The organism is Streptomyces sp. NPDC101776 (genome assembly GCF_044766845.1).
Classification (GTDB): domain Bacteria; phylum Actinomycetota; class Actinomycetes; order Streptomycetales; family Streptomycetaceae; genus Streptomyces.
Map to the genome: position 1 here is coordinate 1,822 of NZ_JBIWMV010000012.1, position 14,662 is coordinate 16,483.

1 protein-coding gene (cut by a window edge) is annotated in these 14,662 nt (G+C 74.4%); it reads right to left on the bottom strand.

Annotated features, from left to right (window positions below; genetic code table 11):
• Positions 1–14,662, bottom strand: partial view of a hypothetical protein gene (locus ACIRRY_RS31240; RefSeq protein ID WP_403979103.1) — the 3' portion only. The gene runs 22,268 nt beyond the window's last position; only the last 14,662 of its 36,930 coding nucleotides appear in the window; its start codon lies off the right edge, out of view; it ends in the stop codon at positions 1–3.

The window sequence follows — 14,662 nt, forward strand, 5'->3', positions numbered from 1 at the left end:
TCAGTTGTCGTCCGGGGCGGGCGGGTTGACCGAGAACCGGTTGCCGTCGAAGTACAGGGTCAGAGGGATGCCGTCGGCCGGGCCGAACCGGTCGGCGCGGTTGCCGGGGCCGAGCACCCGGACCGGTCGGCCGGTGTCCCGTGCGACCAGGGCCGCCAAGGTGGACACGTAGCCGAGGGTGTCATCGGGTCGGGCCAGTACCAGGGCGAGGCGCGCGAGGTCGTCCAGTCCGGCCTCCGCGACGGTCACCGTGCCGTTCTGGAGGATCGACTGGGCGCGCAACTCCTGGGTGAGGGCGCCGATTTCCGCCAGCGCGTCGGTCGGCACCGAGGTGTCCGGGGCCGGGAGCCCCGCGTCGTCGGGGGCACCGTGAGCCGCCACGTCGGCCCGGGCCCAGGTGAGGAGGGCGGCGTGGGGGTCGCGGGTGCGGGGCCAGGTGGGGGCACCGGCGTCGGACGCGTCGGTGCCGGGGGCGGTGAGCAACTGGGCCAGTGAACGGGCGAACGTCTCCGGGGGCTGCGCCCGCGACACGGCGGGGCGACGACGGATCCCTCCGGGTTCCTCGTCGGCCTCGTCCTCGGCTCCGCCCGGGCGGAACTCCGGTACCCGGGGCTCTCCTTGGGGCTCCACTTGAGGCTCGGGCTCGACCCCCTGCTCGTTCTCCGGCTCCTCCCCCACTTCGGCCAGCGGGCGGGCGTCCCTGCGGGCCGGTGTCGGACGGGCGCCACCGCGAGCCGGAGCCGGGCGGGAGGTGCGGCGGGGCCAGGCGGCCGGGGTGGCGGCCAGGGAGCCGGTCGTCAGGAGTGCCGTGCCCTCGCCCGCCGCCGCACGCTGTGCCTCCAGGAGGGCCACGACATCGCCGAGGTCCCGCTGCGCGTGGCGCTGCCGGGCCGCCTGCCGGGCCTGCTCGGCGAGCGTGCCGGTGATGGCGAGGCCGAGGGCGTCCAACGCCTCCTGGGCCGCGTCCCGCGCGGCGATCGTCCGGTCGTGGCGTGCCGTGGCCGCGTTGAACGCGGCCCGGGCCGTGCGGTCCGTCGCGGTCGCCGTCGCGGCGAGGTTCCGGGCCCGGTTCAGGGTGTCGTCGGCGGTACGGGCGGCGTCCTCGGCGAAGCCGAGCCGGCGCCTGGTGTCGTCGGCGACGTGCCGGGCGGTCTCGACGGCGCGGTCGGCCGCGTCGGCCTCGGTCCGCGCCTGGTCCAGCGCGCGCTGTGCCCGGTTCCGGCGCGACTCGCTCCGGGCGAGGGAACCGGGGCCGTCCGAGGCCGAGTTGCCCGCACCGCGAGCCGAACTCCCGCCCTGCGCGGCCGAGTCGGCAGACTGCCGGGCGGCCCGTTCCGCCGCTTCGCGCGCGGCCTCCGCCGCCTGCTGCACGGCCTCCCGTGCCGCTCCGAGTTCGCCCTCCGCCGTGCGGACCGCGTCGTGGAACTCCCCCGCCGTCCGGGTCGCGGCCGTCACCCGCCGGGTGTGGCCCTGGAGCTCCGTGGTCAACTCCGCCACGCGGGCGCGCCGTTCACGATCGTCCTCGGCGGCGTCCGCCACGGCCCGCTCGGCGACGACGAGTTCATCGGTCGCGGTGTCCGCGGCGGCGCGGGCGTCGGTCACGTCCCGTTCCGCCCGCTCCACCGGCTGTCGCGCCTCGTCCCGCACGCGTCGGGCCTCCGGCATCCCCTCCTGGAGCCGGACCTCCTGCGCCCGCGCGTCGTCCTCCGCCTGTCCGGCCGTCTCCAACGTCCGCATCTGATCGCGTACGGCCCGCCAGCCAGCGTCGTGCGCGGCGTCGTCCTGACTCGCGCCGTCCCCGCCCCGGACCACCCGACCCGAGCCGCCCGGACCAGCGCGCCGCGCACCGCCCCGACCCCCACTGCTCGGGCCCGCGCTGCTCGGACCCCGGCCTTCCGGCTCCTCCTCGCGCAGCCCCGCTTCGCGCTCCTCCACTCCCTGCGCCGTCTCCGGGTCCCCGTTCACGTCGAACCGGCGGAAGCGCACGCCCTCGCCGTCGCGCAGGGCGAGTTCGACGGGCCGCTGCAGTTGCACGGCCGTACCCGAAGCGGCGTACAGGGCGCGGGCCGTCTGTTCCGCGCCGCCGTCCGTGGCCAGCCAGAGTTGGAGCATGTCGGCGGTGTCGGGCGTCGGCTGCTGAGCCGTCTCGATGCCCTGGGCCAGCAGGGCCGGGAGGTCGCGGAGCGGTACCGTGCGCCAGTCGCGCAGGACGTCGGGCGCGCGGCCGTCCTGATCCTGGGCGTCGGCTGCCGCGCGGGTCAGCGACGCGCCGTCGTACACACCCGGGTCGGTGCGCGGGGCGGTGACGCCGTGGCCGAGGAGGTCGCGCTCCAGGGGGCGCAGCCGGACCGTGCCGGACACGTACCGGGTGCCGTTCGGGCCGTGGACGGTGAGCAGCGCGTCGGCGACGATCTCGTGGCTGCGGGTGCCGCGCGAGCCCGCCGCAGTGCTGGTGTTGCCGTGCTTGAACCACTCGCGGCGGGTGCCGGCGACGCCCGCGCCCGTGCCGGGGTCCTGCGCCTGGCGGGCCAGTACCGGCACGGTGAAGCCGAGGAGCTGGCGGTTGGAGTCGTCGGCGCTGAAGCCGCCCTGCGCCGAGAGGCCTCCGGTGAGGCCCGCGTGCGAGGCGGAGCCCGCGCTGAACGTGCTGAGCCGCACCCGGTCCACCGTCACATCGCCGGTGTCGGTCACCGGGCGCGGCCGGAACAGCTCCACGGTGAGCCGGGGCGGGGTGCCGGGGGCGCCCTGGAACGGGCGGGCGCCCGGCATCGTGGTGGTGAGACCGCCGGGGCCGCGCGGGTGGTCCAGCGAGATGGTGCCCGCCTGGAGGAGTTCGCCGATCCGTACGGCGGTGGTGTCCGCGGAGTCGGAAGTGGCCAGCGACCGCCAGGAGTTGGTCAGCGCCGGGGCCACCTCGCCGAGCGCGGCGGCGAGTTCGGTGCCCGCGTCGAAGCCGAAGACCGGTGCGGGGCCGCCCGGGGTGAAGCGGCGCCCGGTCGCCGTCGGCCGGCGTTCCGAACGGCTCGCCGTCAACTGCCGCTCGGGTGCGGCGGGTTCGGCGGTCTCGCTGCCGGTGAAGCGCAGCGCGGCGGCGGTGTGCACGGTGGTGGTGCGCGTCGGGCGGCCGAGGAAGAGGTGGGCTATGCGGTTGGCGAGCGGGGTGTTCGCGTCGGTCAGGCTGAGCACGCCGTGCTGGAACAGGCTGCCCGGCAGGTCCACCAGCCAGTCGGCGGTCAGCGTGGACCGCACGGTGACGGTGATCCGGTACGGGACGCCGTCGAAGTCGGCGACGTTGTCGGTGCGCAGCCAGTGCCGGTCCTCGGCGGCCCGGGTGACCCGTGCGGAGTTGCCGCGCACCGTGTCGGCGCTGAGCAGGGCGCTCGCCCGGTCGGTGCGGGGGCCGCCGGTGGGCCTGGGGAGCCGGGTCTGGAGCTGGACGAACCCGGAGTGCCGGGTGCTGTCGGCGGTCCGGTCGGTCACCGAGGACGGGGTGTGGCCGAGGTACTGCTCGATGCCGGAGCCCGCCGCCGCCGGGTGACCGCGCAGCAGTCGCAGCACGTGGTCGTCGGCGTCCGGCCGGGCCTCGAACGTGACCTCGACGAGGCGGGCGCCGCCGTAGCCGACGTGCCGGAAGCGGAAGCGCTGGACGCGGCCGGGTCCCCGGCCGGCCAGGGTGCGCAGGCCCGCCGTGGAGGTGAGGTCCGCGATGCGGGTGTCCACGCCTGAGAGGTACGACGCGTGGCCGGGCCGGGTCGTGCCGGGCGCCTCCTCCTCGATCAGGGTGAGGAGTTGGCGGCGCAGCAGGTCGGGGCGCTGCACCGTGCGGGTGGCGTCGGTGTACTGGTCCATCGCCTGGACGCTGCCGAGGCCCAGCTCCCGGGAGGCGACGAAGCGGCGCGGCAGCGGCACCGAGCCCGGTACCGGGGCGGGCACGGTGAGCCCGGGCACGGTCGTGAACCATGCGGCGTACCGCCGGATCTGCGCCGGGGTGGCCAGGAACCGTACGGCGTCCGGGATGTCGACCGCCACCGTCACGGTGCGGCCCTCGCTCTGCCCGAACGCGTTGCCCACGGCGTTGCGCCGGCCGCGCCGGAAGGTGACCAGCAGAAGCGCGTCGGCCGCGATGCGGTGCTGGGCGCCGGACTCGGTGGCCGTGCGGTTGACGACCGTCGAGGAGGCGAGCGCCCGTGACCGGTCGGTGCGGGTGGTGCGGGTGTAGCGGGCCGAGGGGTTGAGGCTCGATGGGCGGGGCGTGGAACCGGTCGTGGCGGCGCCCTCCTGCTGTGCCGGTTCGTCGGCGCGGCGGTGCATCGTGCCGCCCTCGCCGAGGCCGCCGATGTCGCCGTCGTTGCCCGCGGCCTGGTCGGAGCCCAGGGTCTGGACCGAGGAGCTGTTGCGGACCGCGGTGACGCCGCCCGCCCACTGCGCGGCGCTCGACACCCCGCGCTGCTGTCCGGCGCCGTCGGCCGCACTGAGCCCGGACTCGAAGTACTGGGTGATTGCGCCCGACGCGTGCGGTCGGCGCAGGGTGCCCCTGATCTCCACCGACAGCACCTCGTCCGCGGCGAGCCCCGGCAGGGTGAGGCCCTCGATCACGTAGGCGCCCTTGAACACCTGGTGGCCGCGGGCCAGCAGGGCGGCGGGGCTGCGGGCGGCGGTCAGCATCTCCGCCGTCACCGTGGTGGGGTCGGTGGCCGCGGCGCCGGCCAGCGACTCGCCGACGGCACGCCCGACGCGCGCCACCGGCTGCGGGGTGTACTCCGCGACCGTGTCCCGCATCCCGTCCAGCAGACCGCGTGCCGGGTGCCCCTGGTAGGTGTTGCCGAGCACCCCGCGGAACGCGTCGTCCAGCGCGGCGGACGCCCGGAACACCTCCATCATCGCGTCGTCCGGCAGCGGGACCGAGTCGGGCAGCGGGCCGCCGTCCTCGTCGGTCAGGTCGAGCAGCGTGCGGTCGGCGGCGGTCGCGGCCCGCACGGTGTGCGCGGCGGGCGCGGCCGGGACGGGCTCGTCGGCGGGCAGCGTACGGTGCGTCGGCACGGACAGCCGCAGCAGGCCCGGCACCCGGTCCGGCGGCGGAGGCGCGGGCGGGTCCTGCGGGCCGGCCGGCGGGGCGCCGTGCGGGACGTACGGCAGCACGACCGTCTCGTGCGCGAACCGCACCCGGGGCGTCTCCTCCGGCCCCTCGTACAGGTCGAGCGCCAGCTCGGCCGGCACCTCGAACACCTCGCTGCGCTGTCCCTCCCCGCTGCCGATGAACTGCTGGTCGTGCCCGAGGGACAACTGCGCGCTGTTGTCGTGCTGCGCCTGGTGGGAGCGCACATGGTCGCCGGTGCCGCCGAGGGTCCACGCGCCGCCGCGCACCGGCACTCCGAACGAACCGCCGCCGCCGTACGACGCCCCGTACTGCGACCCGTTCTGGTCGGTGGCCACCGTCGACAGCGAGGACAGACCGATGCCCTGCACATCGGGCAGCACCGTGGTGTGCGTGCTCTCGCCCGCACCGCGTACCGCGCTGAGCACGAGCCGCACCCGGCGGGTGCCGCTCACGGTCGGGATCTCCAGGAAGAGCGGGTGGCCGCCGTCCAGCATGGCGTCCGCCGCGGCCCGCTGCCCGACCTGGGACCGGGTCTGCTCGAACCGGCGCAGATTGTTCAACTGGGCCTGCACCAACGCCTCGTCGGGCAGCACGCGATTGCGCGCGTTGGTGTCGGCGGGCAGGAAGCCCTCGCGGCGCAGCCAGTTCTCGGCGTGCACGAAGAGGGGTTCGGCACCCTCCACGGCCAGCGGTGTGGCCGTGGTGCCGATCGCCCGCAGATGCTCCAACTCAGCCGGGAGGCGCCGCAGTTCCTCCTCCGTCGGGGCATGCCCCTGGGCGTCCTCGGCGGTCAGCACCCGCAGATGCATACCGCGCGGCCAGTCGCCCGGATCGAAGGTCCGCCGTCCGCCGCCCGGCAGATGCAGCACCAGGGTGTGCCGCACCTGGGCCGGTGCCAGCAGATGGCTGCGGTTGGTGCGCACCGCGTGCATCAGTGCCGCGCTGCCGCTCTGGGTGAGCGCGTCGTTCGTCCCCGCCTGGACCGAGGCCCGCCCCAGCACACCGCCGCCGGGCCGCCGTGACTCGTCCGGGTGTCCCTCGCTGTGGTCGCCGGTGAGCGCCGGACCGACACTCCCCGACAGCGACACACCACTGCTGTACTTCGACTGGGCGTCGATCTTCACCACCTGCGTCAGATGGCTCTCCAGGTTGATCTTCCCGGGGACGCTCCGCCGCAGCGGCTCCCCCACCTCCACGTCGGTCAGCAACTGGAACATGCCGACCGCGCGCCCCGAACCGTCCAGCAGCACCGGCGAGAAGACACCCCGGTCCCGCTGCATCGGCAGGGTGCCCCGCAGCAACGGCTCCGACAGGAACGTCTCCAGTTCCGCCAGGGAGTCCTTGTCCAGGTTCCGCAACGGCGCGCCGAAGTGCTGCAACGCCTCCGCGAGCAGCCGCCCCGGCTCCGCCACCGTGTCCACGCCCCACACCGGCAGATCGTCCAGCCCCGCCGCCGCGGGCAACTCCCCTTCCTCGTCCCGTGCCAGATGCTGCGGGAACCAGAAGGTCACCGGCCCGTGCGACTGCGGCGCCCCCCAGGTGACGGGCGCGGCCAGCGCCGGAGTGTCCAGCCGCACCTCCCACAGGGCGGTGAAGTCGTACGGCTCCGAGGGCTCGTTGCTGCGCTGCGCCGTCGTCGACTGCACCACCGTGGTCACCGACGCGCTCGACGAGAGCTGGTTCAAGGTCAGCGCGAGGGTCAGCGCCACGTCGACACCGCGCACCGGGATCGCCCTGCTCACCGGGAACAACGCGGTCCAGGGCAGCAGCAGGGTACGGATGTTGCCGGACACCTCCGACGACACCGACTCCTGGGAACCGATGCCACGCCGCTCCACCCGTACGTCCCGCTCGGCACCCTCGGCCTGCCCGTACCGGGCCGCCGCGACCGGGTCCGCGAGCCGCATCCGCAGGTCCACGTCCCGCTCCCGGCCGTCCACGGTCAGCCTGACCCGGAAGCCCAGACTGCCGCGCAGATACGGCAGGTTGAGCACCAGCGTCTCGGCACTCGCCACCGCCCGCAACTGCTCCCGCACCGGATGCGTGTCCGCCGCGCGCGCCAGCCCGAGCGCCGTCATCACCTGCTGGTGCAGCCCGTTCACGACCTCCGCCGACAGCGGTTCCAGGTGCACCAGGCCTACGTTGCCGTCCAGTTGGGACCCGTAGGCCAGGACGAACGTCGAAGAAGGCGCCGCGGCCGGGGCGTTGGAGGTGGGCCAGGTGAGCGTGTCCTCTGCGGGGATGGGGGTGGTGTCGGGGTCCTGGACGGGGCCGCCCTCGAACTGGCCCGTGTGGTCGTGGAGTTGAGGGCCCGAAGCGGTGACGTTCTCGATCGTGCGGAGGTAACGACCGGGAATGCGGACCGGGTTCTGCGTATCCGCCATGAGACCGGTGGTGCGGACCGTCGTGCTGTTGGGGTGGTTGCGCAACAGGAAGTCGTTGTCGCGCTGCTCGTCCGGCAGGCCCAGGTAGTGCAGGACCTCGTGCAGGAGGTCGGCGTCCGAATGACCGAGGTCCAGGTGGAGTTGGTCGGCGCGGGCCGGATCGGTGGTGTCGGTGAGGGTGATCGCCTCAGGGTGGGCGGGATCATCGATCAGGTTGAGGGTGACGTGCAGCTGATCGCCTGAACTCGGCAGCTTCAGGCCGGAGTTGAGATGCATGTCCAGCAGACCAGTGATCCGGTCCTTGAACTGCCGAGCCAACGCGGGGTCGTTGCTGGCGACCGGAAGGTTGAGCGTGTAGTCCCGGACCCACTGACCGTTGGGCGCCTGAATACGACGGACACGCGTACGGACGAGGGTCGTCGCACCACTGAGAACCCCCGGACGCGGCGGGCTGGACTGATCCGCGTGCGGATCGAACCGCTCCGTGGCATGCACGGCGGGACGCGCATACGCACGCAGCCCGAACCACGAGTCCTTCGGAGCAGGATCGGCGACACGCGACGCGGGCAGGTCGTCGGCCGCGTCACGGGTCGGCGCGGGACGGTAACGACCGCCCGGCTGAACGCTGTTGGCGTCCTCCGGACCCCGGGGCGCGTTCGACGGGGTGATGACCGGCTGGTGCACGTCGCTGGCGCTGTAGTGGTTCAGGCCCGTGTAGTGGACCTCCAGCGCGGGGGTGTTGGTGGTCGTCGGGCCGTAGCGCAGCGCGATGCCCCGGGGGCCGCCGGTCGCGGTGGTGCCGGCGAGGGCGGCCGGCATCGGCTGGAAGACGTGGATGGGGACGCCGAGGGTGTCGGCGAGCAACGGCAGGAAGGTGTCGCCTACCGGGTGTGCCCACGCGGCCGACCAGTTCTGTACCGCGTGTTCGAGTACGTTCTCTTCGTCGTCGGTGAGCGGGGCGGTGCTCCGGTGGTAGCCGGCGATCAGCAGCGAGCGACGCTCGTCCAGGGTCATGGTGGCGAGCGTCGGCAGCTCGTCCACCGCACGCAGATAGGCGAACATCCGTCGGTTGCTCGGCGCGGCGCCGGCCGGCGGGGGCGGGGCGCCCGGCATCGAGACGGCTTGCAGATAGCGGGTCTGGAGGTCGACCGGGTCCAGGTCCTCGGCATGGGTCACGGCCTGAATGCCGTACTGGGCCAGCTCGTTGTCGATCTGGGCGGCGTTCATGCCTTGCACCGCCCTCGTGAAGTTGCCGACGAGGACGCCCCGGAGCTGGCCGAGCACCTGGGCCGGGAGCGGTCGGCTGCCGCCGCCGGCCGCCGCCAGCCGGGCCAGCACCAGGTCCTGCAATCCCTGCTGCGCGGCCCGCAGATGGCCTGCCCCCCGCTGGGCCGTCTGCGGGTTACCCGCCACCGTCCTGAGGGTCTGCCGTACGTCGGCGGGCCGGGCGAGCCAGGCGGCGGCGCCCGGGGCGAAGGCCGGGTCGGCCTGCCGCAGGCGGGTGCGGACCAGGTGCGGCGCGCTGCCGATGACGGCGTACAGGAGACAGTTGCCGTCGCCGGGGGTCGGGACGGCGTTGCCCGTGGGGGCCACGTACGGAGAGGGCGGGGCGACCGGGGCTGTCGTGGTGGTGGTCGCGCCGGTCGAAGCGGGCGGCGGTACGAGCGTGGCCTTGCTCTTCCCCGCATTCGTGCTCGTGTTCTTGCCGGTACTCGTGCTCGCGTTCTTGCCGGGGGCCGGCTTCTTGGTCGTGTCGGCCTTGGCGGTCTTGCTGCTCGTCTTGGCCGTCTTGGTGTCCGTCTTGGCGCTGCTCGTACCGGACTTGGGCGGCCCGCTCTTCTTCGGCTGCTGTTTCGGCGGGACCGGGGTCGGCGTGGACGTGGTACCTGCGTTCGGCGTCGTACCGGTGGTGCCGGTGGTGCCGGTGGTGGCCGTGGTGGTGGCGGGCGGCGGGGTGTGGGTCTGGCCGCCGGCCGGGAGGGGGGTGGGCCGTCCGTCGGGGGTGGGCCAGCGGGGCGGCGTGGTGGCGAAGGTGGTGCGCAGTGACTGTTCGGGGGTCGGCGCGCTGTCGTGGACGTCACTGGACAGCCCAGGCAGCGCGGCGGTGGCCGACACCTGGTCGGCCGCGGCCTGTATCTGCGCGGTGACGGCGGCGACGACCAGCCCGTTGCGCCGCGTGACCTCCTTCTCGGCCTCGGTCACCCGGCCCTGGGCGATGGTCTCCTGCTGCCTGGCGTCCCGCAGCTTCCGGTCCTGGAGAACCACGTCCGCCGCGTCCTGCCGGGCCTTCTCCACGGCCTCCTCGTGCTTCCGCTCCTCCGCGCGGATACGGGCAGGGCCCACCTCGACGATGTGCTTCGCCCTGTCCAACTCGGGCCGTTCGGCGGCGAGTTGGGTGGCTGCCTGCCGGATCGCGTCGTTCGCGTCGGCGATCGCCGGAAGCACGGCCCGCACCCGGGGGTCGTCGGCGACGTCGGCCGCCGGTTCGTGGGAGCGCGGGGTGCCGGTCACGGCGGGGGTGGGCGGAGCCGGTACGGGGGCGGGAGCGGCACTCGACTGCCCGCTCTTCGCGGCCTGTTCGGCGGCGATGCGCGCGGTCCGCACGGCGTTCTCGGTCTGCGTCAGCCGGGCCAGGGCCGTCTGCAGATCGTGGCGCCCCCCGGCCTCGTCCCGCACGTGCTGCTGGATCACCGACGGCAGGGTGGTGACGGTGCTCCGGGCCTCCGCGAGGTCCCGCTTCATCCGTGTCACCAGCGCCTCGGCCTTGCGCGCGGCCTCGGCGGAGTCGGCGGCCTTCTCCGTCGCCCGCCGCTGGACGTCGATCGCGCCCGTGACCGCGAGCCGCGCCTTCCGATGCGTCTCTACGACGGTGGCGTGCGCCCGGTTGGCCTGCTGGAGGGCGGCGGTGAGGCGGTTCAACTGCTGCGGGGTGTCGGCGAGGGTGCTGGTGGCGTTGTGCAGGGTCTCGGCCTGGGCGTCGAAGGCGTTCCACGCGGTGCTCAGGTCGGGATCGGCGGTGACAAGGGCGCCTTCGGCGGTGAACTCCCAGCGCCGGACGCCCTGTTGGTCACGGGTCATCAGTTCCACCGGGCGATGACCGAGCACGGCGGTGCGCGAGGCGGCGTAGAGGGCCTGGCCGAGGCGGGCGCCCTGCGGGTCGTCGCCGAGAGCCACCCAGAACTGCACGCCACGACTGCCGGCCGGGATCGCCGAGTGCAGACGCTCGGGGAGCGTGTGCGGCTGGGCATCGGCCCAGTCCGGGACGAGCGCGGGCAGGTCGTGGACGTTCGGCGGCGACTCGGCCGGAGTGAGCAGACCATGGCCGAGGAGGTCGCGCTCCTCGACACGCAGGGTGACGGTGCCGGTGACATGGCGGGTGCCCTCAGGCCCCTCGACGAGGAGGTGGGCATCGACGTCGATGACGTAACTCCGCGTGCCGCGCGCCCCGTTGGCGGGCGCGGCGGTGCTGCCGGACTTCAGCCAGTCGCGGCGGCTGCCGGTCGTGGTGCCGCCGAAGGTCGAGGGCTGGGTCTGCCGCTGGGCGAGCGGCACGCTGATCCCGGCGATCTCGTGGTTGTCGTCGTCGCCGCTGAGGAGTTGTGTGAACGAGGTGGCGAGCGAGTGGTCGGCGCCGGCGGCGGTGCTCACCGTGTCGGTGGTGTTGTGGAGCTGGTCGAGGGTGACGTCGTCGGCGTTGGTGGAACGGCGCGGGTTGTAGAGCGACACCGCGATCGTCGGGGGCCGTTCCGGTGCGCCTTCGAAGGGCGCGGTGCCCGGCATCTTGCGGGTGAGGTCGGCGGCCAGCCGGGGGCGGTCGAGGGCGACCTGCCCGGCCTGGATCAACTGGCCGAGCCTGACGGCCTGTCCCTCCACCGAGACGGAGGTGATCTGCGCGTGCCAGCCGCGTCCGCCGCGCGGTGCCACGTCGTTGAGGGCCGTCTCCAGATGCGCCCAGCCGTCGAAGTGGAACGCCGGGGTCGGACCCACCGGATGGAACATCTGCGCGTCGGTGAGGTACGGGCCGGCGGCGGGACCGGCCGGCCGCACGGTGTTGCGCGGGTCGACGCCGGAGACGACGGACGGGGCGTTCACCCGGGCCGGGCCACCGGGTGGGGTGGTCTCGGTGCCGGTGAACCGCAGCGCCAGCTGTACCGGGACGGTGCTGGTACGCGGGTTGCCGCGGGCGAGCACGCTCTCCGTCAACCGGCGTACGTCGCCGTCCGCGTCGGCCCAGGCGATGACCCCGTTCTGGATGAGACCGCCGATGACGTTCGGCGGCCAGTCGGCGACCAGCGCGGAACGGACGGAGAGCTCGTAGTCGTACTCCAGGCCGTCGAAGTCGGCGCCGTTGTCGGTGCGCAGCCAGAAGCGGTTGTCGGCCGTGGTCGCCCGCCGGGCGGAGATGCTGCTGGCCGACTGTGGGGTAAACACGGGGGCCGAGCGGTCCGTCTTGCTGGGGTCGGGGCCCTGGTTGGGGCGGAGGTAGCGGGTGGTCAGGGTGACCGGGAGCTGTGTCTGGCGGACCGAGGCGCGGGTCGTGGTGCGGCCCGCGGCGGTGTGCGACTGCCACTGTTCCAGGCCCGAGCCGGGGGTCGAGACACCCAGCACGGCGGCCAGGTTCTGGGTCCGCCGGGGCACCGCCGTGAGCGTCACCTCGACCAACCGCTCACCGCCGAAGGCGTGGTGGCGGAAGTGGAAGCGGGTGGTGGCCCGGCGCGGGGTGCCGTCCGGACCGCGGCCGGGCAGCGAGCGCAGCCCGGCGGGCGAGGTGAGCTGCGCGACACGACCGTGCACACCCTGCTGGTAACCGGGGTGCCCCGGGGTGACCGCTCCGGGTGCCTCGGCCTCGACCAGCGCGAGCAGTTCACGCCTGATCCGCCCGCGCCGCTCCCGCAGGGCGACCGGCCCCAGCGGGATCTGGCCGGCGTTGGGCCCGGTCGTGGGGACGGGGGCGGCGACGGGCCGGTCGTACTCGATGACCGAGAGGACTCCGCCGAGGCCCAGTTCGCGGTTGCGTGTGTACGACGCCGGGAGGGCCGCCGTCCGGGTCGGGGCGGGCGCGGGAGCGAGGCCCTGCACCGAGCCCATCCACCGTGCGTCGCGGGCGAGTTGGCCCTGGGTCATGAGGAACTGGAGGCCGTCAGGGACGTCCACCACGTAGGTGACGGGGTCGATCGTGCCGGGCTCGCCGACGCCGTTGAGCAGGTTCCGGGAGCCGGCGCGGACGGTGACCAGATAGGTGACGTCGGCGACCACCCGATGCAGGTTGCCGCTCTCGGTGGGGGTGCGGTTGACGCCCGTGCTCGCGGCGAGTGTGTCGGAGGTGTCGGTGCGGGAGACATGGCCGAGCCGTGCCGACGGGTTGAAGAGGCCCTTGTACGACTTGCCGGCGGTCTGGCTGGTGGAGACCGAACCGTCCGACTCCGGACCGGTGTTGCCCTGCCCGGCCGCGTTCCCCGAGCTCTTGGGCTGCTTGGGCGGGTTCTGGGTGAGGACCCCGCTGCCGCCGAACTGGTGTGACTTTCCGAGGGACTTGAGCTGTTGGGCGCTGTCGGTGGCCGAGACGCCGGTCTCCAGGTACTGCCGGGTGGTGTCCAGCAGCCGGGGGCGGTGCGCGACGGCCTGGATCTCCAACGTGTACTGCCCGTCCGCGAGCGTCCCCGGCAGGCTCAAGCCCTCAACTACATAGGAGTTCTTGAACAGTTCGTGGCCGTGGGCGACCAGGCTCCCCGGCGTGATCGCCGCATGGCGGGTCTCGGCGGCGCGCGTCCTGCTGTCCGTCAGGCCGCGCCCGGCGAGCGGGGAGACACCGTCGCGCGCGGGCGGGGCGACGGCCGGGGCGGGGGTGGCGCCGGTGGTGGCCGGGGCTGTGCCGGTGGTCGCCGGGGCGGTGACCGGGAGGATCGGGCCGGTGCCGGTGCCCGTGGTGGCGGGGGGCGTCGGCTGGGCCTGGCGGCGGATGTCCGCGGCGGCCCGCTGGAAGACCGACTCGATGGCCGCGGCCCCGCGCACGGTGTCGATCAGCGCGTCGTCCGGTATCCGCACCAGCTCCGGGCGCGGGACGCCGTGGGCGTCGGTGCCGTCGAACCGGGCCGTGTCCACCGCGTTGGCCGGGCGCGGCGGCCCGTCGACGCGTGCGGGACGCGTAGCGACGGCCGTCGCGGGGGCAGTTGTGGAGGTCGCCGCAGAGGTCGTCGCGGGGGTCGCCGAGGGCGCGCGGGTACGCCCGTTCGGCACCGCGAGCCGCAGCGAACCGGTGACGGTCGGCGGGTGGACGACGGGAGGCGCGGGGACGGCGGGAGCCGTACCGGTGACGGGAGCCGTACCGGTAACGGGAGGCGCGCCGGTAACGGCCGGGGCCGGAGCGACAACGAGTGCCGGCGCCGGGGCCGCCGACCGGTTCACGTTCTGCCCGAACCGCTCGCTGGGCCGGTCGCCGTCGTCCGCGTACAGGTCCAGTGCCAACCGCACCGGCACGTCGAACGCGTGGGCGTCCTGGTTGGTGGCGATGAAGAACTGGTCGTGCCCGGTCGCGCCGCCCACGGTGTCGCCGTGCGTGATCTGCTGGCCGTACTGGTAGTCGCCCCCGAACCCGATGGACCCCCAAGGTCCCGTCGGTCCGCTGACGCTGGCCATCGGTCCGAGCGCACCGCCGTACGACTCGCCCCGCTGCTCGGCGTCGCTGCCCGCCATCTGGGCCAGACCCATGACCTGGATGCCCGGCAGGACCCGGTGATGGCTGCTGGCCCGCGTGGTGTCGCGGACGGCGGTGAGCAGCAGCCGGACCCGGCGGGTGCCCGTGTCGGTGCCGGTCGGCACCTCGAAGTGCAGGGCGTGACCACCGTCGACCATGGCATCGGTGGCGGCGCGCAGCCCGGTACGGGAACGCGCCTCACGCAAGCGACGCAGGTTGTTGAGCTGGGCGTGCAACCGGATCTGATGCTCGGGCTCGTGGTCCCGTACCGCCTGGGACAGCCGCGCGCCGACTCCCGTGGGGCGCGGGGCCGTTGGGGCGGGCGGCAGGAAGCCCTGGCGGCGCAGCCAGGCCTCCGCCTCGTCGAACAGGCCGTCCGTACCGGTCACGTCGAGCGGGGCCGCGCTCAGCCCGATACCGTCCAACCGCTCCAGCGAGTCCGGGAGTTCACGCGTCTCGGCCGCGGTCGGCGCATGGCCCGTGGCG